Source organism: Paenibacillus sp. JT31N17 (assembly GCF_056269255.1).
The window spans coordinates 1-24,325 of the sequence record NZ_JBWDNP010000021.1; the positions used below are offsets into that span (position 1 = coordinate 1).

22 protein-coding genes, 1 rRNA gene and 1 pseudogene are annotated in these 24,325 nt (G+C 48.2%); 3 read left to right on the plus strand and 21 right to left on the minus strand.

From position 1 onward, the window contains the following. Positions 1–94: ribosomal RNA gene (locus AC0YOB_RS34560) — 16S ribosomal RNA — on the minus strand; the annotation flags it as partial. Between the two features lie 547 nt (positions 95–641). On the opposite strand from AC0YOB_RS34560, the gene AC0YOB_RS34565 reads away from it, so the two are divergent. Further along, positions 642–1,454 carry a hypothetical protein gene (locus AC0YOB_RS34565; RefSeq protein WP_475796647.1) on the plus strand — a complete coding sequence of 271 codons (813 nt, stop codon included), beginning with the start codon at positions 642–644 and terminating at the stop codon, positions 1,452–1,454. An 85-nt stretch (positions 1,455–1,539) separates the two neighbouring features. Here the strand turns inward: AC0YOB_RS34565 and AC0YOB_RS34570 are convergent, their stop codons facing one another. The 7 genes from AC0YOB_RS34570 to AC0YOB_RS34600 all read right to left on the minus strand — a co-directional run bounded on the left by AC0YOB_RS34570 (position 1,540) and on the right by AC0YOB_RS34600 (position 8,337). Next, a complete protein-coding gene (locus tag AC0YOB_RS34570; RefSeq protein ID WP_475796648.1) occupies positions 1,540–2,061 on the minus strand; it encodes a hypothetical protein in 522 nt (173 codons plus the stop codon). Positions 2,062–2,152: 91 nt separating this feature from the next. Beyond that, on the minus strand, positions 2,153–2,524 hold the full coding sequence (locus tag AC0YOB_RS34575) for a hypothetical protein (protein WP_475796649.1): 372 nt from the start codon (positions 2,522–2,524) through the stop codon (positions 2,153–2,155). Between the two features lie 914 nt (positions 2,525–3,438). Beyond that, positions 3,439–4,191: an SDR family NAD(P)-dependent oxidoreductase gene (locus AC0YOB_RS34580; RefSeq protein ID WP_475796650.1), complete on the minus strand. Its 753-nt coding sequence runs from the start codon at positions 4,189–4,191 to the stop codon at positions 3,439–3,441. 660 nt (positions 4,192–4,851) lie between these two features. Next, positions 4,852–5,148, minus strand: coding sequence for an ArsR/SmtB family transcription factor (locus AC0YOB_RS34585; protein ID WP_475796651.1), 297 nt, complete (start codon positions 5,146–5,148; stop codon positions 4,852–4,854). 297 nt (positions 5,149–5,445) lie between these two features. Next, positions 5,446–6,360 (minus strand): non-homologous end joining protein Ku, encoded by a 915-nt coding sequence (gene ku, locus AC0YOB_RS34590; protein WP_475796652.1) that lies wholly within the window; start codon positions 6,358–6,360, stop codon positions 5,446–5,448. A gap of 37 nt (positions 6,361–6,397) precedes the next feature. Next, a complete protein-coding gene (locus AC0YOB_RS34595; protein ID WP_475796653.1) occupies positions 6,398–6,658 on the minus strand; it encodes a hypothetical protein in 261 nt (86 codons plus the stop codon). 692 nt (positions 6,659–7,350) lie between these two features. Next, a complete protein-coding gene (locus AC0YOB_RS34600; RefSeq protein WP_475796654.1) occupies positions 7,351–8,337 on the minus strand; it encodes an SDR family NAD(P)-dependent oxidoreductase in 987 nt (328 codons plus the stop codon). A 100-nt stretch (positions 8,338–8,437) separates the two neighbouring features. Between AC0YOB_RS34600 and AC0YOB_RS34605 the strand changes: the two genes are divergently transcribed. Next, complete coding sequence (locus AC0YOB_RS34605) at positions 8,438–8,998, plus strand: TetR/AcrR family transcriptional regulator (RefSeq protein WP_475796655.1); 561 nt, start codon at positions 8,438–8,440, stop codon at positions 8,996–8,998. 27 nt (positions 8,999–9,025) lie between these two features. Here the strand turns inward: AC0YOB_RS34605 and AC0YOB_RS34610 are convergent, their stop codons facing one another. From AC0YOB_RS34610 to AC0YOB_RS34655, 10 genes and pseudogenes are all read right to left on the minus strand, one after another. Further along, on the minus strand, positions 9,026–9,451 hold the full coding sequence (locus AC0YOB_RS34610; RefSeq protein ID WP_475796656.1) for an ester cyclase: 426 nt from the start codon (positions 9,449–9,451) through the stop codon (positions 9,026–9,028). 127 nt (positions 9,452–9,578) lie between these two features. Next, entirely contained in the window at positions 9,579–9,992 is a 414-nt protein-coding gene (locus AC0YOB_RS34615; RefSeq protein WP_475796657.1) for an organic hydroperoxide resistance protein, read from the minus strand. A gap of 180 nt (positions 9,993–10,172) precedes the next feature. Further along, positions 10,173–11,300, minus strand: a complete 1,128-nt coding sequence (locus AC0YOB_RS34620; RefSeq protein ID WP_475796658.1) for a low temperature requirement protein A — start codon at positions 11,298–11,300, stop codon at positions 10,173–10,175. A 311-nt stretch (positions 11,301–11,611) separates the two neighbouring features. Next, on the minus strand, positions 11,612–12,049 hold the full coding sequence (locus AC0YOB_RS34625; RefSeq protein WP_475796659.1) for an NUDIX hydrolase: 438 nt from the start codon (positions 12,047–12,049) through the stop codon (positions 11,612–11,614). A gap of 148 nt (positions 12,050–12,197) precedes the next feature. Next, positions 12,198–12,581, minus strand: coding sequence for a hypothetical protein (locus tag AC0YOB_RS34630; protein WP_475796660.1), 384 nt, complete (start codon positions 12,579–12,581; stop codon positions 12,198–12,200). 582 nt (positions 12,582–13,163) lie between these two features. Then, positions 13,164–15,464: a copper amine oxidase N-terminal domain-containing protein gene (locus AC0YOB_RS34635; RefSeq protein ID WP_475796661.1), complete on the minus strand. Its 2,301-nt coding sequence runs from the start codon at positions 15,462–15,464 to the stop codon at positions 13,164–13,166. A gap of 188 nt (positions 15,465–15,652) precedes the next feature. Further along, positions 15,653–15,856: pseudogene (locus AC0YOB_RS34640) on the minus strand (response regulator); the annotation flags it as partial. Positions 15,857–16,187: 331 nt separating this feature from the next. After that, entirely contained in the window at positions 16,188–17,561 is a 1,374-nt protein-coding gene (locus AC0YOB_RS34645; RefSeq protein WP_475796662.1) for a sensor histidine kinase, read from the minus strand. Between the two features lie 11 nt (positions 17,562–17,572). Next, a complete protein-coding gene (locus AC0YOB_RS34650; protein WP_475796663.1) occupies positions 17,573–18,247 on the minus strand; it encodes a response regulator transcription factor in 675 nt (224 codons plus the stop codon). A 24-nt stretch (positions 18,248–18,271) separates the two neighbouring features. Further along, entirely contained in the window at positions 18,272–19,333 is a 1,062-nt protein-coding gene (locus AC0YOB_RS34655; RefSeq protein ID WP_475796664.1) for a DUF4097 family beta strand repeat-containing protein, read from the minus strand. 782 nt (positions 19,334–20,115) lie between these two features. On the opposite strand from AC0YOB_RS34655, the gene AC0YOB_RS34660 reads away from it, so the two are divergent. Continuing rightward, positions 20,116–20,979 (plus strand): RCC1 domain-containing protein, encoded by an 864-nt coding sequence (locus AC0YOB_RS34660; protein ID WP_475796665.1) that lies wholly within the window; start codon positions 20,116–20,118, stop codon positions 20,977–20,979. A 149-nt stretch (positions 20,980–21,128) separates the two neighbouring features. On the opposite strand, the gene AC0YOB_RS34665 is transcribed toward AC0YOB_RS34660, so the two are convergent. The 3 genes from AC0YOB_RS34665 to AC0YOB_RS34675 are packed head-to-tail and all read right to left on the minus strand — an operon-like array spanning position 21,129 to position 24,316. Beyond that, positions 21,129–22,463 carry an ABC transporter permease gene (locus tag AC0YOB_RS34665; RefSeq protein ID WP_475796666.1) on the minus strand — a complete coding sequence of 445 codons (1,335 nt, stop codon included), beginning with the start codon at positions 22,461–22,463 and terminating at the stop codon, positions 21,129–21,131. Further along, positions 22,456–23,358: an ABC transporter ATP-binding protein gene (locus tag AC0YOB_RS34670; protein ID WP_475796667.1), complete on the minus strand. Its 903-nt coding sequence runs from the start codon at positions 23,356–23,358 to the stop codon at positions 22,456–22,458. The genes AC0YOB_RS34665 and AC0YOB_RS34670 overlap by 8 nt, the downstream gene beginning before the upstream one ends. Before the next feature lie 40 nt (positions 23,359–23,398). After that, positions 23,399–24,316, minus strand: a complete 918-nt coding sequence (locus tag AC0YOB_RS34675; RefSeq protein WP_475796668.1) for an ABC transporter ATP-binding protein — start codon at positions 24,314–24,316, stop codon at positions 23,399–23,401. Positions 24,317–24,325: the final 9 nt, after the last annotated feature.

The window sequence follows — 24,325 nt, forward strand, 5'->3', positions numbered from 1 at the left end:
GTTGAAAGCAAGCTTTCAACAGAATCCGCTCGACTTGCATGTATTAGGCACGCCGCCAGCGTTCGTCCTGAGCCAGGATCAAACTCTCCATAAAAGAGATCCGAAGATCTCATTACTTACAGATAAGCTAAAACAGCTCATTCTTTAAAACCTGTTTGACAGGTCGCTCATTGTTCAGTTTTCAAAGAACAAATGCTTCTTCTTGCAGGCCATTTTGCGGCCGGAATAAGAATATATCACATTCTCTTAGACACTTGCAACTGTTTTATATTCCCAGCTAGTCAGAATTACGATAAATCTTGTTGCCGCTGACCGCCAAAAGCAAGTCAATCTGTACAGGAATATAGGTTACTCCCTTATTCATCTACTTTCAACAGGGAATTTCATGCATATTGGGACACTTCTGTTATACATCCAAGTTCCTGTCGCTTAATCCTTTCGAATAGCTGATATGGCGGTTCCAATTGTTCTTCGCTTCCTTAACTCGTTCATTCTATATTCTCATCTATATAGCTGAGGGTGTTTAATTGCCCGAAGATTGTCCATCTTTTGCAGGAGTTAACTCGGTTATGTTCGGTCTAACAGCGAAAAATAATTATCGAGCCCATTAAGGGCTATAAAATAAAATGGAGGAATCATACTTGAAGCATCATTCGCTTTGGATCGCTTGTGTGTTAGTGATGTCGACACTCCTGTTTACCGGGTGTGCCGGAAATAACAACAACAACGGAGTCGGAACCAGGAACACAGGCAGCGAATACATCATCAACGGCAACAACACTCAAAAAGATGGAAGTCGCGTGCATTCAGGTATTTTAGCGAGATCAGGCATGGGGGCAGGGACGGATGGAACGAGGGGGCCAACGGACGGAACGACCGGCTACGGCAGATCGGGTTATGGCACTTCCGGGAACGGAATGACGGGTTATGGGACATCCGTGAATGACATTTCCGGAACATCCGCATACGGGAACAGCCATTCTTCCGGTACAAACTCTGGAACGGGTAGTGTGAACAGTCCTCTTAGCAGTCTGAACGCCTCTAATTCCCATGTTCTTCTTCTTGGTAATTTATTGATCATCGGTACAAGCAGCGGCTTCGGCACCAAGGGTATGGGCCCTGTGAACAGCAGCACTGGCGGGACGTCAGAATTGGGCCGCCCGGATAGGAACTCTGCAGGATTCACAGGTTCAAATCTTTCCGGAAGCTCAATGTCATCGCTGCAAACCCAATTTGGTTTGAAATTTCGAATTTTGAAAGTATCTGACCGAAAAGCGGTGCAGGCGATCGATCGCGTGAACCGCAATCTTTCTTCCAGTGCTTCTCTCCGAACCCAATCGAGCACGCTGGCCAAAGATTTAAGTTATATCCTTAAAAAAGCTTCCACCACCAGGACAAGCACGGGCTCCACTTCTGGCACTAAAACTGGAATGGCTGGTTCACATACAAAGTGACGACAAGGGACTGCTTCTTTTTTCAAGAGCAGTCCCTATACTGCTGCTCCCGAATAATCGGCCCTGCTTGAACCATCCCTCTTGTTCAAGGACTTAATGAAGGTTGATCGGAGGGGACACCCAAATTATCGGCATTGATGCTGTCGCTTGGCGTTAAGCCTTTCTGAGCTAATTGCGCATGCTCCAGACTGCCTTCGAGATCCATAATGCCGGCCGTAAGCAAACGAATGTGATCTTTGCAGTCTGCGAGCTGCCGGAATACATTTTTAGTACGATACGCTTGCGGGTCAACGTTCTGCTGCTCGATGTCTGACAATAGCTCAAATTGATCTTTTCGAGCACCTATCGACAGACGGTATGCTTCAGCGGAATCAGTCATCAGTCTATCGATTTCTTTGATCATTCCGGAAAGATCAAACCGGAATCCCGCTAACATTTCTCTGGTTTTATCGGTGTTTGAATCATCTGACAGCTGTTGTAAAATCTGAGGCATATCATTCAAATTCCTGCTAAACTGCTGAAGAACGGGCTCCTTCTCGCCCATACCCGTTAAATGCTGAGACAGCGTTTGAATTTTATCAAGCACCGTTTGAATGGCTTCTTTCATTGATTGCTCCGGCTCCTTTCTAATTAGCGAATTACCGGCCGGCGCTTATGCTTGCGGCGCCGGCCGGTAGGCCGATTTTCTGCAGCCAACCTTATAAAGCTCCCTCGTCCTGAACGATTTTCAGAGCTTCTTCGTAATCTTCTTCCTGAACAATCATGGTCAATAAAATGTCATAACCTGATACCCTGTTTTCTGGACCGCCTGAACTGTATCCGCTGGCACTGACATTGGCCGCAGCCAGAACACCCGCATCACGATCAGAAAAGTCGCCTCCAAGCGTTAGATTACCAAGACTGGAGAAATTTCCATTTATGGGGTTATTGATACTATCGTTCCCATCACCGGCATACCCGTCAAACCGCTCAATCGCACTGTCAACCAACCGCAGCACCTTTATTCGTGCCAAAGCGTTCTCCGCTTGATCCGGACTTCTAAAATAAGCCAGAATGCTTTTCTCTGCCATGTGAATCCTCCTTGCTATACCTTGATTATCAGACTGGGTACTCCCGGCCAGTGTGCGGAACATGCAAAAATCATCTACTTCTTGACATTCAACAACACATGCCGCCTTCTATCTGCTCATATCGACTAATCCCGGACTATGCTCATTCGGCATTTCCGGAAGCTGCGGTACCCTTCGGTTTGTGAGAACCGAACCCGCTTCTCGGATGCAGCTATAATATGATCTGCCGATTTCGGCATACCCGCATCCACCAGAGCCCAGTCCTTTTCACTGGGCAGCCCACAAAGCAGATATTCACAATTTGAACGGTATGGCAGCATAATTCGGGAACGACTTCCTGATCTTCACCACTTTGGATTGAAGTTAAAGGCAGGAAGTGATAATCATCTCCATAAGTCAATTCCGAGTTCATTTTGCTCCACCCTTACCATTAAACCTTTAGCTTCTAATACCAATTGACTGACCTAGTATTACCTTGGACTAATTCTTTATGTAACTTTGATTTGAATAAGTAAAAGTTGCCTGTTTCATAAAACATGAAGAATTATGGCCCCAAAGTCTAAGGAGATGCTATTTTGCTGTTCTCAAAGATAACAACAAGACTTACTTGAAAAGCGGGAGCGGCCCATGTTTCCGGATTTTATCAATAGAATGTGATTTATAGATAGACGCAACGTGCGTGGAAAGACTCACGACTTCGTGTGGCACAGGGGAAAATTCGGAGATCACTTCAAACGATTACCTATTGCTTACAATTTTCAGGAAGCTCTATCGATGGATGAAAGGAAGCTAAAAAAAGCGAAAACCCACCGCGTAAGGTTGGTCGCCTAACGGTGGGTTTCGCTTTGATTCAGTAAGGTTTCAGTTCTTGTCCCCGAACAGGCGGAGATAAATATTTTTAATTGCTGATTTTCTTAGTGTACACCGCCGGATGCGCTGATTCTTTCGCCCGTCAACCAGGCAGCGTCGTCCGATGCGAGGAACACCACGGTAGGCGCGATATCTTCCGGTTTCCCGAACCGTCCGCCGAGAGGCGTGGCGGCAGCCAGGTTTTTTCCGTGCTCACTGTCAACAAAGCCGGATTCCATGTTCCCTTCCGTGACCGTATAGCCAGGCGCAACGATGTTGACCCGGATGTTCCGAGGACCAAGTTCCTTCGCCAACGCCATTGACAAGGTATCGATCGCGCCTTTGGACGAAGCATACAACATCGAATACGGTACAGGGTTAGCGCTGGCGATCGTGCCGATGTTAATGACGCTGCCTCCCTCTGCGGGAAAATACTTCACAGCTTCCTGAATCGCCAGCATGGGCCCAAGCACGTTAATATTGTAATGCCGGTGGAACTCCCCTTCCGTCACTTCTTCGAACGGGCCGAATTTGAAGATGCCCGCGTTGTTCACCAGAATGCTCGGTGTTCCGAGCGCATTCTTCGTATCCACAAACAGCCGTTTGATATCCGCTGCCTTGGTCATATCCCCTTGAATTGAAACGGCCTCGCCTCCATTAGCGGTGATCTCCGCTACAACCTGGTCGGCTCCTTCTTTGCTGGAAGCATAGTTAACGGCAACCGCTGCTCCTTCCGCTGCTAATGCCTTTGCTATCCCAACGCCAATGCCTTTCGATGCACCAGTAACAATGGCAACTTTACCAGTCAGTTTACCCATTCAACCAATCCACCTCTCATTCAATTCGACAATCATAAAAGTGTCGTAGTCACTATTTTGCATGGTTCACTCCTATTTGTCAATACGATACTTCGAAAATTGTATAACTGTTAATGAATCGTATCTTGGGCAGAATTCTTGTTAGTTTATTCGCATTGGCTATAGCTATTTCCGGCTGTTTTTGCCGCAAGAAGACGATGCTTTTAGTTGTCGGAGTTCTCATCGAAATAGCTCCTTTCAAAAGCAAGAGAGGGAAACTCATATCCTCTTCGAGCTTTTGCTGTAAGGAGCCATTTATTTGTTATTTTCTTTTAGTACGGAGGCAATATAACGAATTGAAAAAGGATTGGAGAAAATTTAAGGTATTTTCGATATCCAACAAAAAACGTATTTTCTGTCAAAAAGGAGAAGAGGCCAACTATTTTGCATCACGGTAACCGTGTATGCACAAGATTCTACGCAATGAGAGTCTTTCGGACGCATACATTGGAATTTGAACTATGGGAGGGTATTGCGATGATATTCCGCGGATGATTCTGAAAAACTGTTTATTTTGGAATACTTCAAGCGGCATCTTGCCCCAGCACAGCGATGGCAAGGAGTAAAAAAGACCTTGGACTCATTAAAAAATTCGCGGGAATAAGAAAGAACTTTCTAAGGTTACGAAAGTTCTTTACCGGAGAGTTCCGAAAGTTTATCTAAATAAGCACGTAAAATGTCAGGCTGAAACACGAGACTCATATATTTACCTTCACGGATGTTCTGAATTAATCCTGCGATTTCAAGCTCTTTGAGATGATGAGAGATGGTTGCAGGACTTACATTATGGGTTTCTTGCAGTACACTGCAGGGCAACGGATCATGGGATGCACTGATTTCTTTTAACATTTCATAGCGTCTTGGTTCAGCAAGCGCACGAGAAATTCTGGCAAATTGTTGATCGTTTAAGACTGTCATCGATATCTCTCCTTTTTAAAATAAGTTCAGTACTGTAATGATACAACCTTTATATAATTATATACTCATCATATTGTGTGCTGTCAAGTCTTCTTCAATTGCGACATCCGAATTGAAAAACGTCGGGAATGAGACAAAGTTCTTGTCATTTATTTTGACCAAGAACTTGATCCCGTACATAAAAAGGCCGCGATTGCCGCGACCTGTAATGAGATAATGTTTTTGTTACGTTACATGTATCCCTATTAATAGTACACACTCCAAAAGGCTCCTCCGCTCATCAAGTTGTATACCCGATTACCGCTGCCTCCGCCGTCTATTCCTTGGGGCCGAAATAGTGGCTGGTGATCCTGCCGGGCTAATGAAATCTGCTGACACCGACACGGGCGGTGTTCCGGAAGTCATAGAGGTTTGAACCGGGGAGGCGGATTTGTCCGGAGTCACCGCAGCTGGCTGGCCCGTCGCGGCGAGGCTTCGCTGAAGTGCTTCCATGAGGTCTACAATCGGCGTCATTTGCGGTTGTTGCTGGACCGGTCTGTTTTGTATCTTTGCATTTAGGAGTTCTTGCAGTGCAGCTTCATAGTCACTTCTGTAGTCGTTTCGGAAAGCCGCGCTGATTTGGTCAATTAATTGTACGGCCATTTGAAGTTCGGACTCGTTAAAAGGCGTACCGCTTTGAAGTCCGGGGACTTCCCTCACGGGCCGTATTTCTGCGGGGTAATAAATGAAATTGAGCATGAGACAGTTCTGATGCAGTCGAAGAACGGCTAAATGCTCGCTGGTTCGAAAGGCGATTTTGGCCACAGCGACCATTCCTGTTTGGCTCATGGCAGCATGCAGAAGCCTGTAAGCTCTGTCGCCAAACTCTCCCGGCCCCAAATAATAAGCATTTTCAAAATAGACCGGGTCGATGTTATCCTGCTTCGTAAAGTGAAGAATCCCGATGGTCCTCAGCGTGGGAAGCGGGAGCTTGTCCATCTCCTCTTCGGTCAATGTGACGAAGTTTCCTTGCGCATACTCGTAGCCTCGAATGATCTCGCCTTGCCCGATTTCGCGCTGGCATGCGGGACACCATTTTCGATACTGGATAGGCTGCTGGCAAGTTACATGTAAACTTCGGAAATGAGTCTTTTGTTCTTCCGTTGCTTTATACATACTCACTGGAATGTTCACCAAACCAAAGCTGATCGTGCCTTTCCACATTGCACGCATAAAATGGCTCCTTTTCTCTTTCTCCGTCTTTCCTTCATTAGTTTGGAGGCTGATCGCTCGTTCTTTCCTCGCTATGCATTGTATATGACACGGCGATGTTATCGTTTCGGCGCTTATTTGCTTCGAATAATTCCGCCTCGAGACGTTCAGCTTGATCATTTGATAACTCAAGAACGATTTCGTTATCCATGCTGTCTGAAGCTGTAATCAGCACATAACTGCTCTGGGTCTCGCGAGGATGGACATTGCTAACTTTAAGTGTCATATCCGATAAGCTGTAGCGTACTTTCATTGCCATTTATGAACGCCTCCATTGGTTGGACCATATGTCTTCCGTATTGTGTACGCATGAATTACCAATTATTCTTTTTTAGGAAAACGAACTCGACAGACCGATTTGAATGGCAAAAAAACGTACCTCTGGGACATGGTTTTGCCGAGAGTTGGATGGTCGATTGGCTTCAACCCGCCTGCAATATCCAGGCAGCCCAGACTTATTTGTTGCCGTAGATCCTGGGTCCAGAAGCCCCGTATTGCTTAGTTTGTTCTTTCATATTTCTAAACTCTTCATCCTCGCTGAAACATATATAATTCTCCCTCTATTCCAATTCCGGCAGTCTTCACAATAAATAACGGGACAGCGCAGATTTAGTCCTGGACTGTCCCGTTTCTCTTTGTTTGATTAATTATATGAAGTCCAATAGTCAGGTTCCAAATGTTAACGGGATTGCTGAAGCATTGGAGGCCCAATAATCAGAGTGTCATTCTGCTCGGCCAGCCGCCCCATTTCCTCGAGTGAATATCGGCCGATTTCAGGAAAGAAATCGTCAATACCGCCAGGTGCAAAGGTAAAAAAAAGGATACGTCCCGTTTCAGATCCGACGTTAACCCACGCATGAGGTACGGCGCGGAGAACCACGACGCTCGTTCCGGGAGCAGCTTCAAATTCATCCTCTGACCACCCGTGCGCCGTTCGCCTTGCTTAAATGTTTATTTGGAGAGTCCCTGAATTGATCCAATGCGCAAGAGATCCTCGCTAACGGTCCAAAGCGTTTTGGCCGCTGTTTGATCGATGGCCCATTCACGTACGCCAGTCATAAGCTTGCTATCCGCAGGAACAATAGCCGCGATGTCGCAGTTCTCACAGTAAACTCCGCCTTTTCCCTCTAACAACGGACTCACTGCGCACCAAATGGATGTGGCAGCGCCCTGCTCAACGGTTTTAAAGCCTTCGGGAGATATAAATTCGCCGTTTTCTCCTCGTCGAACACCCCAAGCGGCTAATTCCTCATCAGTCAGGTGACGGGTCAAACCGGTAAGAATAGCGCCGGGATTGACAGCAAACGCGCGAATGCCGTGCTCTTGGCCCCGTTTATCGAGTTCAACCGCGAAGAGCGAGCACGCGGTCTTCGATTCTCCATAGGAAATGTCTTTGTTGTACGGCCTCTGGGTAAAATTCAGATCACCGAAATCGATTGGCCCCAACATGTGGCTGATGGAAGAAAGAGTGATGACGCGGGAATTTCCGGATTTTATTAGTGCATCCCATAGCCTGGCCGTCAGTTGAAAATGCCCCAAATGATTCGTCGCGAATTGGGTATCAAATCCGCGAGCGTCTTTAATCGCCGGAGGGTTTGCGACACCTGCGTTATTGATAAGAATATCAAGCGCCTGGTGGGACTTCAGAAAATCGGCGGCGAACTGATCAATGGATTGGGGATCGGCAAGATCGAGGTGGATGACTTCGACGGTTTTCATTGCCGAAAGAGTGTCTTGTGCCTTCTTAACATCGCGGGCCCCGACGATGACGGTGGCTCCCGCGTTGGAAAGAACTCGCGTCGTTTCAAGTCCAATTCCTCCGTGACCGCCTGTTACTATCGCAATCTTTCCTCGGAGATCGCGGCCTGCAAGCGCCTCTTGGGCGGTCGTTTGCGGTCCGAGCCCCGAATGTAGAGGTTTTTGTATTGTTGTCATCATTAACAGGTCTCCCTTTTTTGTTATTTAGACAATAAACGTTAATTGTCTATTCGTCTATATTATACGACTAGACAAAGTTTGTAAAGTGTATAATAATGAAATGATGGACGACAAAAAGAAGCTGCATATTCTATCCGTTGCGTTGGACGTGTTCTTCAAGTATGGCTATAAGCGAGTGTCAATGAATGAAATAGCAGAGGCCGCCGGTATTTCGCGTGCGGGTCTCTATTTGCACTTCAAGAACAAGGAGGAAGTTTTTAACGCAACGATTCTACATTATGGCGACACTCTCATTGAAGAAATAATGGAAGGACTTTCTTCCAGGAAAATGCCTGAAGACAAAATTTTATATGCGTTCGAAGTGTGGTCTATAAACAATTTCGATCAGTCGTTGAACTCGCCGGAAGTAAAAGAAATGACCGACAGCTCTTACGTATTCGCCCAGGAGGCACTCAACGCGAGCTACAATAAACTTGAAGTTGTTCTGACCTCTATTTTGGAATCGCGATCGAAATCCGCCGTTAGCCCAAGCAGCCTTTCTCCAGGGAAATTGGCGCATCTTTTAACAAGCGCATTACGCGGCTTTAAAATTGTCGCCAGAAACTCGTCGGAGCTTCGCCAGATGATTAAAGACTTGCTCCGAATTATTCTTACCTCTTAGAGAGGAATGGCCGCGTCCGCAGCCTTGCTAGTTCACGGGCTTCGCGAGCTGCTGCGAGAGCTCATATGCGCTTCGCTCTACCCAGTTGTGGGCGAGCTTACCATCGCGAACCTCCCATACCGCGATGCCGGAGATTTGAATCGGGCGATCGTCGGGCGGGGAACCGAGTACACCTTGGTTGTACCCCGTGACTATCCAGCGCGAAACGACGCGCGTGCCGTCGGCGCCGCTGAACATGTCGAGGCTCACCAGCCTTATGTCGCGGATCTTCGAGGTGAAGGTGCGTGCCCACTCCTTGAAGGCAGCGCGACCCACGACTTCACCATCCGGGTTCGAGAGGATGAAGTCATCGGTGCAGAGACGGTCGATCGCGTCGAGGTCCTGCGGAAGGTTGTAGACTTTGGCCCAGAACTCCGTGAGAAGTTCTTCGCCGTGATTGTTGAATAAAGCCATCTGTCATAATCACCTCATGCATATATTTGGTTTAATTCTTACAGGACTGAAGCCCAAATCGCAAAGGCCAACACAAGCGACATGCCCCCCTAACCCAATCAGTATTGCGGTTTGATGGCGGATTTTTTTACATCACGTTTAATTGGACGTCTATATTGCCGCGAGTCGCCCTTGAGTAAGGACACACGTCATGCGCCGCTTCGACGAGCTCCCGAGCCGCGTCCCGTTCCACGCCAGCCAAGGCGATGTCGAGCTTGACTGCAAGCTTAAAATGGTCTGCTTCATCTTTACCAAGAGTCACGTGCGCCGTCACATCCGTACTGTCCGGCTTGATTTTCCTTTCCCGGCACACTACATTCAGCGCGCTCTCGAAGCATGCCGCGTATCCGCCCGCAAACAACTGCTCTGGATTGGTTGCCCCTCCCGGTCCTCCCAGCTCCTTCGGATGTACCACATTAAGGGTCAGCATGCCGTCGCTCGACTCCAGCCTGCCGTCACGGCCTCCAATCGCTTTGACGCTTGTCGAATAAAGCTCCTTCATTGTTTTAAATTCCTCCTGTAATTGCGATCATGTTGCATTCCTACATGTTACCCATATCTTCTTCAAATTAAAATAAAGCGGCGCATTCATTAAAACCTGAGTCGCGGGACATTACTTGCTCAGGTCGGCTGGAATCAAAAGGCAGACCCTCCGAGGATCTGCCTTCTCTCTGTTTCGATTTCAAGTCGTTAATTTAGCATATACAACAAAGAACAGCATCACTTCTCCAATGATTATGTAATTTGGCATCAGACTAAACAAATCCACCGCGAAAAAAACGCCAAGCAACCCTAATAATAACGCTAAATGATATATCCCCAATCTTTGATGAAAATTTCTGTATTTATGAAAGACCAAGGTGGTTGAAAAAAAGTAAAGCAGTACAGATCCGAAAATAAAACTTAACATAAATGAATAATTTAATTGCTCCAAAAATAACAATTGGATCGAGGCTGCAATCATGCACATGGATAAATAAATGAACAAATGGCCATAGATGATGATTTGCCCGGCAGTCTCTATTGTCTTGTTCACTTTCTTTTCGACATTGTCAAAATATTGCCACCACATAGCAATAATTAATAAAAAAGTGAGAGACGCAAATAAAATAGATTGCCACGTCCAGTAGCTGGACTGCAATACTGCAAGTATACTGATTACTGATTCACCAAGAAGAATGAGTGTAAATAGAGAGAAGCGTTCTAATAAATGATGGGTATTAATTGGGCTTTTCACTAAGTATTTTCGACCAATTAATGGGAGTAAAATGTCTACTGTGATTCCTGCATACAAAACGACATAACGAATCCACGAGTCAAAAAAAAGGGAGCAAGAAGATATCACCAATCCGATCCAAAAGCGGCTCCCCAAATAACGGGCAGTGATTTTTCTATGTGCTTCTTCTTTTTTATGTACCGACATATATTGAATGGCTGTCATAGCTCTTAAACCAACATAGCCTATTAGGAAAGGAACATAGTATTGATCAAAATCAACTGATAGACTGGCTGTCATTATTAATACAAAAAATAGTTGTATAATCAGAAATATTCGGTGTGATAAGTTATCTTTTCCAAATCGATTGACAAAAAGAGATTGCCCGACCCAAGCCCACCAGATCGGAACAAATATGAGGAGGAATTTGGTTAAGTATTCAATTGGAATTGAACCAAATTCGACATGTAACAGGACATGACTCGCTTTTGAAACTGCTGCAACAAACAGCAGATCATAAAATAGCTCCAGCCAGGTCACTTTCTTCTCGGCAGATGCTTTATTTTGTTTATATCCCGATGTGTTTTTATTCATCGTTTTGCTCCTTTGGGTTGGATGTGTGGAGAGAGAATACTTGAAGTTGAAAGGAATCGTACCGAGGGAGCGTAATCATTTTATACCATTAGTGACTCTAACTCATGAAGAACATCCTTTACATCACAATCAGGATTTAAGATTTTAATCATCTCTGCAGATATAGGGGCACCATCATAAATTTTCGTAAAAAACAAGCCCATCTTCTTCTCCTTCTGAAATTTCAATTTCCCCTTCCGCCATGCTGAATCATTATTTTTCATGCCCTCGTGATTGCGCTATCGTACCCAGTCAGTCAAAGAAACAAATATTTAAGATTTGTGAAGAACAGTTCCCCTAAAGATATATGGGGCTGACCATTTGTTAATCTCCCCCCTTAATTCACTAGGTATATGCATATGCGTTTCTGCTATTTGGGGTTTCAGCCAAGTAATTTCCTCAATTTCCTCCGGAAATAAAATTTTTATTTCCCCATCCACTATCCTTCCTCTAAAAGTAAAGAAAATAACGTGATGTCCATTTTCCTCAAAAAACGCTTCACTCACTGTTAAGATACCATCTAATTCAACGTCTAATCCTGTTTCTTCTTTAACTTCCCGAATAGCAGCCTGTTGTAATGTTTCGCCCTGTTCCACCGCTCCTCCAGGGAGTGTGTAGTATGAAGATTTATCTCCTTTATTTTTTACCATCAATATATTCTCGCCAATCTCATCGTAGAGAAGTACATATGCAACATCTACTCTTTTCATATAATCCTGCCCCCTTTGACATATTAATTTCCATATAAATATTCGTCTAATGACTTTATTATCCTGCCAGTTAGCGCAGTAAAGAGCTGCCGCGCGGCAGCCCTTCACATTGTGCTATCGTGCCCAGATCGTTGAATAATCAACTATCCTATCCGAAGGCTACAGTTATACTTGTAATAAGCAGCAACAAAGATACAGGTGTCCAAATCCTTCTTTCCCATTTGCTCCTCGTAATAATGTTCAATACAGCAGCAATCACCGAAAAAATCACAACAAACCAGATAGCCGCATTTGCAAAGGGGTACCAGTCAGTAAACATGAAGCCTGACTTGCTTAGCACGATTGACGCTAGTAATGCCAGCATGATGACCTGAAATAAAGCGGTGAAACGCATCGCAGGCGGATATTTGCCAGGAAACTTCCCGCCCATTGCATAACTTCCCCAAGGCATTCCTGCAGCTAATGCAAGTTGAAAAAGAATTACAATTCCGATTAAAGTCGAGAATGCGATTGCTGACACCAATATGTACATATCCCTCCCCCCTTAAGTTGATATTTATATGAAATCACAACAAGTTATACCACTTAACTAAACACCTGTTATCTCAATGCCCAGTAGACGTCTTGCAAAAGGCAAAAGGAGCTTCCGCGAGCAGCTTCTTCGTCAAATAGTCTTTATTAAGCTATCGTGCCCGTTCATACGGCGGCGCTTCGCAGGATACTAGGCGAACACGTGCCAGCTTGGATCCTTCAGCGCCTGCAACGTCACGGCGCCTTTCCAGAACTACCAGTTTTTCGCAAAAAAACAAGCCGTACAGCTTTCACTGGAAATCACAGTGAAGGATGTACGGCTGTTCATCTTACATGCCGGGCAAATTCTTCGGGAATTTAGCGAGCAGCGCAGCGGCCTCCTGCCGAAGCATCGGTTTCTTTCTCCGAATCGTAATCGATTGCACCGGCAGTATCGGTAGCTGTTTCCGGTCCGTACATTCTGGTGGCTACCACGCAGTGGACCCCTTTCGCCCATGGAGCTGGCTTATCGCTCAGCTTTGCCTGCTTCGGCGGTGTACCGAGCTGTCCCTGATGATCGTCGACTGCCACTACTTGTGTTGAACTAACGTTCCCCGTTAGTCGTCGTCACGTTCACGCTCCGGCTGCCGCCGTCCCAAACGACCGGCAGGCCGAAGGCGGCCGTCACCGCGCGGATCGGCATGTAGGCGATGCCGCCGCGGACGACCGGCTGCAGATCGGAGGCTGCCTTCTTTCCGTTGATCCACAGCGTCGCTGCGCCCTTGGGCGCGCCCCCAGCCGCCGCGTCCGACGGCTTCGTGCGAATCAGCACGCTTCCGCTTGCATCGTCCCAGACGACGGGTTGACCGGCCAGCTTCGCGACGCCGCGCACCGGGACGAGCACATGGCCCGATACCGTGATCGGCGCAAGCGACGGATCGGCCGCCGGCACGCCGTCGACCGACAGGAACGGCTTGCCCGCCGGGAGCAGGTCGATGTTGGTTGTGGAAAATGGCCCGCCGTTCAGGCTCGGGATCCGGATTTCGCCTTTGCCCGGCCGAATCGGCTTCAACGTGCCGTCCGCCGCCTTGCCGTAAGCCGGTATGGCGAATGTCACATCGTATCGGCCGAATGTCGTCGTTCCCGTGTAGATGACGAGAGAGGGATCGGGATCCGTGCTTGAGTAATGATCCAGAATCGGCTGCCAGGTGACGACGAAGGAGGCGGAGGCCTGTGAATCCCCGTTATCCCCTTCGAAATGCAGCTTTTCTCCGAAATGCGCCGGATTGGGCGTGACGGCAAGTTCCGTCGGCAGCACCTCCAGCCGCCCGTAATCCCGGACCGCGTCGTCGTCCTTCAATACGATGGTTTTGCCGCCTTCGCCCGCACCGATGGCCATCTTCCCCCCGCCGATTCCATAGATTTGAACGCCGTCGCCTTCCTTGAAGTCGATGGACATGCCATGGAAAAACCGATCGAGAAAGTAGGCCGGCAACGTTTCTTCGACGCCTTTGGACGCGAATTTCTTCAAAATGCCACAGGCGAGGGCGATGCCGTCTTTGTCTTCCTTGTCGGCGCCGACGTACGGAACATAAAGCTGATCGCCTTCCTGAAAATTGACCGTTGCGACGGTATCCGCCGAGCAGCCGGCAGCCATTTCATTTAACGTTCGCGGTTTGGGCAGCGCGTCCCGCTCTTCCTGGTAAGAAGGCCGCTCGTAGGTCAACCGCATCGAGTCGCCGTTTCCGTTTCCGGCCGGATCTGCGTAATAGAAATACAACTGGCCATTCTCATCGTTGCCGGCATACAGAAGCCCGTCGCCGCGGACAGGCGTCTCGCCGCCGCGGGCGTTTGCAAGATCCTTGCCGGTCAGAAGTTTATCCGCCAGCGTGACGACGGAATCATCCTTCAGGTCGACCAGCGTCAGCAGGCCGGTCCGGTTCGGCCGGATGACCAAATAATCGTCGCCGATTCCCTGCACGAAGTAGCTATCGTCCGCCCCAGTAAGCTTCGGCATGTCGTACGTCTTGACCGCTTTCCCTTGGTCGTCGTATACCGTGACGATTTTGCCGTCCGTCAGCACCGCATACTGAATCCAGCCGTCCGGATCGTATACTTGAAAGCCGGTCGCGGTCGGTTCGTAACGCCCCTCATAGCTCGCCTTCGTCTGCGCGACGACGCGTCCGCCATGCAAGAGAATGCCGTACGCATCGTATCGGTCGGCGGGCTCCCCGAAATGGTCGACGACGGTCAGAACCGTATTTCCTCCTTGACCCCATCCGCCTTGCAGCGTCACCTCGCCCTGCAGCATCATATCCAGCCGGCCGATGCCAACAGCCGGGGACGAGTCGTCCTTCGCCGAGTACAGATCGCCGGTTTCCCGGTTCAGCCACAGAATACCCGACGCGTAAGAACGGATAAAGTCATCCGTTCGCGCGATGTTTGCCGTTCGAGTCGACGCCTCCCATTTAACGTCGGCGCCGGTCGCTTCCGAGAAAAATCGGAGCGGGGCGAAAACCCGGCCGTCGACGATGCGCAGCGGCGCGGTCAAGGCGACCGGCTTCCCGTTCACGGACGCGTTCGACGCGCCGTAAACGAGTTTGACCGTAAGCTCGGGGTAATACATCGCCACAGTCTTGGCCGAAGCGTTCCAGGACACCGACGTTCCGAGCAGCCCCCCGATATCGCGCACCGGCAAGTAGACGGTACCGACATCGATGAAAGGCGAAGAATTCGGCTGAAAGACTTTGCCGTTCATTACCACTTTGATACCTTTCGCCGAGGTGGAGCCGCTTGTGTCGACGGCGGCCGCCGAAGCGAACTTCGGGAACCCCGACGCTGTAAGCGCCGTCAACCCAACGGCGATGGCGATGAGGAAGAAAAACAGATGCAATTTGCGAAGCATGGATACGTCCCCCTGTTCGTAATGAGCATTCAATGAATCATTAGACGATACGAAACGGGAAAGGTTGCGTAATTCCCTAAATCTGGGATTTATGCAATAAAAAAAGCCTAACTTTGCGAGGAAGCATGTTAAGCTATCGTGATCCGTTAGTGCCGATTCTCGATATTATTTTTTGATTCACCAAGTCAGTATGTAGCGGCAATTCCGTCAAGCCTGGGCATCATAATATCCATAATAATGAGACGAATTTGGTGATCCTTTATAATCTCTAACGCTTCAATCCCATCCTTTGCCTTTAACACTTAACGCCCGCCTTCATTCTTCAAATAAATTTCGATTACGTCCCGTATTTCCTTTTCATCATCAACAACGAGCACAAAATAATTATCCATTTACGATAATTATGAAGAACCTCTTAATATTTTTGTGGTTTGACCGCGAATGCAACAAGAAAAACCGCCTCAACACGAGGCGGTTAATTGACTGATCTGTCCCAGACTGCGCTACCCAGTTAGTCGAACAATTTCTACCTATACTATTGATATACTTTGTCACTTGCCTTTATTTGTTTTTGATTAAATCTGCAATCAAGATACCGTTTACTTTCAATCCAGCAATGTCGCAATCTGTTATCTCAACATTTGACAGATAACAGTGACTACGGAAGGAAATGATACGCACCGAAATCTCCCTATTTGTGCATGATCAAGTTGTGAATTCCCTTTAACCCTTGATATACCGCAGCGTCACTGTGGTGCCTTGTCCTGGGGTACTGTCGATCGTGATCGAACCTCCATAACGCTCCATGATTGTTTTGGCGATAGCAAGTCCAAGACCCGATCCGCCTTGAGTCCGGTTCCGCGAACTCTCCGTACGGTAGAATCGATCGAAGATGTGCGGCAGTTGTTCAGAGGATATCCCCATTCCCGTATCGGCTACTGACACAGTTATCTGCCCCTCCTTTTCTTGAATTCTAATGCTTACCGTGCCGCCCTTGGGAGTGTACTTCAGCGCATTCTCTATAATATTACGCAGCACCTGATAGCTGGCGCTGACGGGCATCCTGATAAGAGTGGCAACCCCGCGCGGATTATCATCATAATCGAGTTTAACTTCGGGATTGACGTGTACGGTTTGGGGAAGCAATTCACCCAATGTCATCTTGAGATCGCATACCTCCGCAGCTTCGACTGGCAGAGGTTCTTCCGCTTCGGCAAGCAGGAGAAGCTGTGCGATCAGTTCCTTCATCCTTCTGGTTTCATTCATCATGAGCGCCAACGACTCATCCAGCACTTCCGGCGATTTTTTCCCCCACCGCTGTATCATATGCGTATGCCCTTCAATGATGGCGATGGGCGTTTTCAGCTCATGCGAGGCATCGGCGACGAAACGCCGCTGCTGGTCAAAAGAAGCATCCAGCTTATGAAGAAAAACGTTGAAGGTTTCCCCCAATTGATAAAGCTCATCCTTGGCTGCGGGTAAATGCAGCCGCTGGGACAAATCGTTCGCCCTAATGCTCCGTACCTCACTAATCATGCGCCGAATCGGCTTCAACGTCGAACGGGCTACGATCCCCCCCACAACGATAGCCATTCCGGCTGCAATCAATAAACCAAACAGAAGAAGTCTGCCTACCACCCGTTCGGCGGCTGCGCTGCGAGAATGCTCACTCTCTTCTGTAAGGAGTAGTTTTACGGAGCCGTATGCAGGCAAAGTGAGATCTCTTTCAGCCATATATCCGATTTTCTTTCCGGATTTTTCACTACCAACCTCAGCCAACACCTGTCCGTTCTGATCCAACATTTCAAGTCGCTGCCCAACCTCAAGATCCGCGAGAAATGCTGATAAATCCGGCTTGAATACGTTTCCTGTATCACTGCCTTCTCCCGTTCCCGGTTGAAGCAAGGAGGGCAGAAACGACACATCGCCAAGCTGAAGTTCGAATTGCTTAAGTTTTGAATCAAGCAAAGCGACCTCTTGACGTTCTGTCCATTGCTTGAATGTCACATATACAAATCCGTTAGCAACGATCGCTACTATAAGGGTCGCTGCAGCAATGGATGCACTGACTTTGCGAGAGAACGTCCATGCGTTCATTCTCATCACCTTCAGTCCCTCAAGATATAACCGCTACCGCGGACGGTATGAATCAGTTTTTCCTCGAACCCGTCATCTACTTTCAAACGCACATACCGAATATAGACATCCACCACGTTCGTTTCTCCCTCGTAGGAATAGCCCCATACGCTATTGAGCAGCGCTTCGCGGTTCATCAGACGATTTTTATTGGTAAGCAAACACCGAAGAAGCTCGAATTCGCGTTGCGACAATTCAATTCCCACCCCGCCGCGGCTGACGCGATGCGCCGTTACGTTCAACGTCAAATCCTTTGCATATAACACATCTTCGGTTTCCTTAGGCTGAAGTCGTCGCTGTAAGGATCGCATGCGGGCAAGAAGCTCTTCGATCGCGAAAGGCTTAGGTACATAGTCATCCGCGCCGGTATCAAGTCCCCGCACCCGGTCCCTTACCGTATCCCTGGCCGTTAGCATGATAATCGGCGTTTGCTTCGCTGTACGTATTCTCTTGCACACTTCTATTCCATTGATGCCAGGCAAATTCAAATCCAAGAGAATCAAATCAAAGTTTTCATTAAGAGCCATATTTGCACCAACGAGGCCATCGCCCGCGACCACAATTTCATACCCCTCATAAGCCAACTCCAATTCCAGCAGGCGTATCATTGCGATTTCATCCTCGATAAGTAAGACGCGTTCCTTCAAACTCTTATTCACCTCTTAACAAGTTTAGCTCGTTTTCATAAATGATAACCCGGCATTGGAATCCGCGCGAATATGATACATGCCATCACCGACTTTCCCGCTTACACTCTTACCTTTGATCACTAACGGAAAGTCAGTTCGGATTTTTCCAAATAACGTACTCCCGTTTACCTCTACAGCCGCTTTCTCGGGCCAAGCCAAGTAAACTTCACCTACAGTTGAGGATACGTTCCAATCACCTCCAACCTTCTCCGTTTCGATATTAATGTTTCCCGTTGCGGTGACCGCTCTGATAGATGAAACAGCGCCCTTTGAGGACAAATTGCCGTTTATTGTTTTAATATCCATTGGTCCCGAAATATGATCAGCTTGCACATTTCCGTTAGTGACGGAGGCTCGAACGCTTTTCTTCACATGGGACACACGGATATTACCATTTGTCGTTTGTAACGATATTTCTCCGCCGATGCCGGTTGCCGTAATGTTGCCATTCGATACTGACATATTGATTTTGCCAGTGCCAGTAACGCTTGACATAGATAATTCTCCATTTTGCTGATTGATCTTCAGGTCAGGCTTGATTCCTTGAGGCAATGTAATCGTCAAGTAGACTTTCGGCTTGAGTCGCTTGCCCTCTCCATAAGGCTCGCTATGTGTCTTGATGTCCAGATGCGCGCCCTCCGTAACTTGCAATGCAGTTTTATTAGCGACAGCCGTTGCTTCCTTCTTTTCAGCATGATCCACGACCACCGTTGTTTGAATTTCGATATCCTTGACTTGCCCTTGCCTGATATTGATCGCACCGTCCTGGTTCGAAACCGAAACCGTTTGGGTGCTGTTTCCTGGCTTGACACGGGTAATACCTTTATCAAAAGATAATCCGGGCATCTTAGTTTGAACCTGTTGAAGCGGGGTAACTGTTTGCTCGGACGACGGTTGCATGGACGAAAGCTGCACGGACGACGCTTGCATGGACAAGGGTTGCACGGATTGCTTCATATCTCCATCATTCTTTCCACATCCCGAGTTAATCAGTATCGCACCTAGGGAAACACTTATCAACATGACTTTTGGTAAAACTTTCATTCTCATTCCTCCTATATTCTTTGATCGGTCTAATCATAGAACATAGCGGATGAGAAAGACTTTGCAAGCACATTAGAATTTAATGAGAGACATATGAGACGATAAAATCCCGCATAACAAGAGGGTATCCGGCAGATTTTGAAAATGAGGTTGTCATTAATCAACTATCGTTCTCCGTCATATTATAAGGCCAGCCAGTTTTTACTGGTCCACCATTTGTTTGTGTGGTGTATTTGCTCCGTGAGTTCTAAGGCAAGAAGCGTGAAGCTGGAAAGCCCTACCGCGTTGTTTTAGTGAAGAGAGCATGCTTTATGGACTTTAACCAGTTACCATAATTATCATCCAAACAAAAAACCCTCCAACGTTCATACGGAAGGTTCTTTAGTGCACCCAATTTAGTATACTACCATCGTCATTTTAATTTAAGAGAGAAATGTTGACAAACTATTGGCTGGTTTTCGTTCAATCCATCTAATCCTTATCGGTTTGAATATTAATTAAAATATCAAGCCTTTTAATGATGCGTTCATCATTCTCTAAATTTTTCTTCAACTTCCCATCGATACTGAGTATGCCTAAATTGATTACTAAGCACGCAAAGATAATAACTATGCCCATGGAATCCCCACTTATTCCCTATCAACCTTAAACTTCTACAACAATATTAAACGAAATATTAGGTTTCTGCACAAGGGTTCAAGGAATAGGAAACGAAATCTTGCATGAATGTTGTATGATCAAATATGAGCGGATGGAAAGACAAGAATACGAGGAGGAATGACATGGTGAAAAGGTGGCCTAAAGATACCATAGCGGCGGGTCGCCGTCATACCGTCGGTCTTAAATCGGACGGCACGGTGACGGCTGTGGGTGATAATAAATATGGCCAATGTGATGTAAGCGGATGGCGTGATATTGTGGCGGTCGCGGCTGGTAATGTTCATATGGCGGTGAACACGGGTAATGCCCATACAATCGGGCTTAAGTCGGACGGCACGGTGGCGGCTGTGGGTTGGAATAAGCATGACCAATGCAATGTAAACGACTGGCGAGATATTGTAGCGGTTGCGGCGGGTTGGCGTCGTACCGTAGGGCTTAAATCGGATGGCACGGTGGTGGCTGTGGGTCGAAATAATGAAGGCCAATGCAATGAAAGCGGCTGGCGTGATATGGCGGCGGTAACGGCGGGTGACTGGCATACCGTAGGGCTTAAATCGGATGGCACCGTGGCGGCTGTGGGCAATAATCGGTATGGCCAATGCCATGCAAGCGGATGGCGCGGCATAGTGGCGGCAGCGGCGGGTTACCTTCATACCGTCGGTCTTAAATCGGACGGCACGGTGATAGCTGCGGGTTGGAATAAGCATGACCAATGCGATGTAAGCGGCTGGCACGGTATTGTGGCGATAGCGGCGGGTAGTAATCATACCATCGGCCTTAAATCGGACGGTACTGTGGCGGCTGTGGGTTGGAATGAGCAAGGTCAATGCAATATAAGCGGCTGGCGCGATATTGTGGCGGTTGCGGCGGGTTGCGCTCATACCGTCGGTCTTAAATCGGACGGCACGGTGGTTGCTGTAGGTGATAATGAATATGGCCAATGCGATGTAAGCGGCTGGCGCGGCATCCAACTGCCCGGCAATTAGTTTTCAATATTAATAGTAAAAAAAGTCCAATAACGACAAGCATCCGTCGTCATTGGACCGCCATTCTAAATATAAAATTACCGGCATCATACTATATAATTAGCGTCATTTTACCATGAAGCTTACCTACATTCCAGCACCGCAGTCCCTTACCCTTTGTACGCCCTCATAGCCTTCCGCAGCTCACGAATGCTCGGACGCTTGCCGTACATCAGAACCCCGGCGCGGTAAATCCTCGCAGCCAGCCAACCGACGATAAGTATCGACACGATCAGCACCGCAATCGAGATCCAGAGCTGCCATACCGGCGGATCGGACAGCCCCAGGCGGGTGACCATGACATAAGGCGAGAAGAACGGAATGAACGACGTCACTTTGACCAGCATCGTGTTGGGGTTGTTCAATCCCCCGAATATGCAGATATAGAAGCCTGCCAGTGAAAGCATCGTAATCGGCAGTACCGCCTGCCCGAGATCCTCGGTACGGCTGACGATGGAACCAACCGCCGCGAACATGGTAGCAAACAGGAAGTACCCGAGCAGATAGAAAAGGATTGAATAGACCAGAAGCACCGGATCGATTTCACTAAGCGAGATATTCATGTCCTTCAGAGTCTCCAGATTATGCGGCAGCGTCATATTGACAACAATGACGATAACATATACCGAGATTTGAGTCATCCCGACCAGGAACATGCCGAATATTTTACCGAACATCCCCTTAAGCGGCGATACGCTCGTAATGAGAATCTCCATGACACGCGAGCTTTTCTCGGCGGTTATTTCACTGGCAATCATCTGCCCCGTAATCATAATAGCCATGAACAGCATGAAGATAATGACATAGACAAGACCGATATCCATCGCTTGCTCCGAGGCCGTTTTCCCCTGCCCCACCGAGCCCGCGCCTTCGGATGTGGAGATTTGGACGGAATCGATGACCACCGGAGCCTGCAGCACCTGCTTCAGCTCATCGCTTAGACCCACACCGCTTAATATGGCATCATTCTTGATCGACAGCAGCGCAACCTGAAGCGATTGCGTCGAGCTTGTATCGAGCAGCGCTTCCGACTTGTACACGACATTCGGGAACGCGCCTTCTGCACCTGGTTCAAATTCGAGATAGCCGTCAATCTTCCCATCGGCGACTGCTTGTTTGAGAGTTTTTTCATTGGCTTCTTCCGACCCTGCATCGGGAATGGATACCATTTCGATATCCGGCTTCTCCTGGGCTTTGTAATAATCGCCCAGCTGCGCCGCGATATGGCCGGGGGTAAACATCTGTGAGCTCAATTGATCCTGCGTGCTGTCCAGATAACCAACCGCCGTCGGCTGGTCCTCACCGCTGAATTTGGCGAAGAGATAAGGAAGATTAATGACCACACTAAGAATGATGGCAATAATAACGGTTGTAATCAGAAAAGCTTTTCCTCTGAATTTGTTCTTGACCGTAAATCCGACAACTGTCCAGAATCCGTTACTCATGATTATCACCTACCGTCTTTATAAAGATTTCGTTAAGCGTTGGTTCCATGACTTCAAAACGCGTGACATCCGTCTGCCCCATCGCCAGCTCCAGAACCGGCCTGCCTGCCGCTTCGCCCGATATCAGCAATTCATAACCATATTCATGACGATTCACCTTCTGTACGCCTTCAAGCGTTTCCAGTCCCGATACCTCGCCGGTTGTCGAAAGAATAATGCGCTCACGCGGGAATTGATTCTTGATGCTCTTCAAATTGCCCTGCAGCACCTGATTGCCTTTATGCAAAATCGTAATATTGCGGCACAGCTCTTCAACATGCTCCATCCGGTGTGTAGAGAATAGGATGCTGGTGCCCGCATCGCGCAGCTCCTTGACTGTCGACTTGAGCAGCTCCACATTGACAGGATCAAGGCCGCTGAACGCTTCATCCATAATGACAATTTTCGGCTCATGGATAACCGCCGCAATGAACTGGATTTTCTGCTGATTTCCTTTGGAGAGCTCCTCCACCTTCTTGCCGTAATACTCCGGTACGCTGAACCGGTCCAGCCATCTCTTCAGATTGCGGTCGGCATCCTTGCGGGACATGCCGCGGAGCTGGGCCAGATAGATGATCTGATCATTGACCTTAACCTTGGGATACAGCCCGCGCTCCTCCGGCAAATAACCCAGATGGCGCAGCTGCTCCAGATCGTATGGCTTATCGCTGTAGTGAATGCTGCCTCCATCCGGGTAGATGAGTCCCAGCACCATGCGCATCGTTGTCGTCTTGCCGGCGCCATTGGCACCCAGCAGCCCGTAGATCTCTCCCTGCTCCACTTCAAAATTGATCCCGTTAACGGCTGTTTTGTCCCCATACTGCTTCATCAACTGATTTACTTTCAATGCCTTCATTGATCCTTCCAGCCCCTCTCCTATTTCGGGTTGATCTGCCTCAAGTCTGCATGCGCAGCCGTTCTCTCTCCGTCAGCAGAACCAGAATATCATCCAGCTCCAGCTTCTGCCTTCCGACAATATGCACCTGCTGTGCTGCACACCACTCTTCCGCTTCCCTTGCTTCGCTTGTCGTAATCTTAACGGTGGTTCCTCCGGTATGCTCCATGCTGCAATAGCCCGGGACCGACTTCCAGTTGACTCCATGACGCTCCTGACTGCCGCCATCCAGATACAGCACATACCAGGATTCCAGCAGCGTATCCTTCTCGTACAGGCCAAGCATACGCCCATGAACCATGAACACGATATAGTCTGCAAGGCGCCTGACCTCATCAACGATATGCGAAGCCATGAGAATCGTCCGCTCTCCCCTCTCCATATATCGATGCAGGACATCGATCATCGTCTTCCAGGCAATGGGATCAAGTCCGGACGAGGGTTCATCCAGCAGCAGCAGCTGCGGTTGATGCGCCATGGCGATGGCGAGATCGAACTTCCGCCGCATCCCTTTGGACATTTTGCCCAGCTTCAGGTCCGTCTCCACATCGAAGCGGCGAAGCAGCTCGCGGTACAGGGTAATATCCCACTGCGGGTACCATTTCCGGATGAATTCCGCTTTCCGGTCCGCTGTCATATGATCGTCGATTTCATTGCTTTGCTCCGGCACATAACCGATCTTCTCCTTCAGCAGCTGATCGTTGCCGGAGCCGACTCTCTCGCCAAGCACCTCGATCTGTCCCGAATCCGGTTTGGAAATATCCAGCAGTAGGCGCAGCAGCGAGCTTTTTCCCGAGCCATTGGGACCCACTATAGCGGTTACATAACCTCTGGGAATATCCAGATTGACAGGTCCCAGCTCAAAATGCTTTCTCTTTTGAACGAGCTTTTTAAATCGTATGACCGATTGCTCCAACACGATTCACCT

Coding starts and splice junctions, on each gene's coding strand:
- AC0YOB_RS34605 (WP_475796655.1), top strand. CDS start 8,438: ATGATGGACGACAAAAAGAAGCTGCATATTCTATCCGTTGCGTTGGAC.
- AC0YOB_RS34570 (WP_475796648.1), bottom strand. CDS start 2,061: ATGAAAGAAGCCATTCAAACGGTGCTTGATAAAATTCAAACGCTGTCT.
- AC0YOB_RS34630 (WP_475796660.1), bottom strand. CDS start 12,581: ATGTACATATTGGTGTCAGCAATCGCATTCTCGACTTTAATCGGAATT.
- AC0YOB_RS34615 (WP_475796657.1), bottom strand. CDS start 9,992: ATGAAGGAGCTTTATTCGACAAGCGTCAAAGCGATTGGAGGCCGTGAC.
- AC0YOB_RS34580 (WP_475796650.1), bottom strand. CDS start 4,191: ATGGGTAAACTGACTGGTAAAGTTGCCATTGTTACTGGTGCATCGAAA.
- AC0YOB_RS34665 (WP_475796666.1), bottom strand. CDS start 22,463: ATGAGTAACGGATTCTGGACAGTTGTCGGATTTACGGTCAAGAACAAA.
- AC0YOB_RS34635 (WP_475796661.1), bottom strand. CDS start 15,464: ATGCTTCGCAAATTGCATCTGTTTTTCTTCCTCATCGCCATCGCCGTT.
- AC0YOB_RS34670 (WP_475796667.1), bottom strand. CDS start 23,358: ATGAAGGCATTGAAAGTAAATCAGTTGATGAAGCAGTATGGGGACAAA.
- AC0YOB_RS34645 (WP_475796662.1), bottom strand. CDS start 17,561: ATGAACGCATGGACGTTCTCTCGCAAAGTCAGTGCATCCATTGCTGCA.
- AC0YOB_RS34595 (WP_475796653.1), bottom strand. CDS start 6,658: ATGGCAATGAAAGTACGCTACAGCTTATCGGATATGACACTTAAAGTT.
- AC0YOB_RS34575 (WP_475796649.1), bottom strand. CDS start 2,524: ATGGCAGAGAAAAGCATTCTGGCTTATTTTAGAAGTCCGGATCAAGCG.
- AC0YOB_RS34620 (WP_475796658.1), bottom strand. CDS start 11,300: ATGAATAAAAACACATCGGGATATAAACAAAATAAAGCATCTGCCGAG.
- AC0YOB_RS34655 (WP_475796664.1), bottom strand. CDS start 19,333: ATGAAAGTTTTACCAAAAGTCATGTTGATAAGTGTTTCCCTAGGTGCG.
- AC0YOB_RS34660 (WP_475796665.1), top strand. CDS start 20,116: ATGGTGAAAAGGTGGCCTAAAGATACCATAGCGGCGGGTCGCCGTCAT.
- AC0YOB_RS34585 (WP_475796651.1), bottom strand. CDS start 5,148: ATGACAGTCTTAAACGATCAACAATTTGCCAGAATTTCTCGTGCGCTT.
- AC0YOB_RS34600 (WP_475796654.1), bottom strand. CDS start 8,337: ATGATGACAACAATACAAAAACCTCTACATTCGGGGCTCGGACCGCAA.
- AC0YOB_RS34625 (WP_475796659.1), bottom strand. CDS start 12,049: ATGAAAAGAGTAGATGTTGCATATGTACTTCTCTACGATGAGATTGGC.
- ku (WP_475796652.1), bottom strand. CDS start 6,360: ATGCGTGCAATGTGGAAAGGCACGATCAGCTTTGGTTTGGTGAACATT.
- AC0YOB_RS34610 (WP_475796656.1), bottom strand. CDS start 9,451: ATGGCTTTATTCAACAATCACGGCGAAGAACTTCTCACGGAGTTCTGG.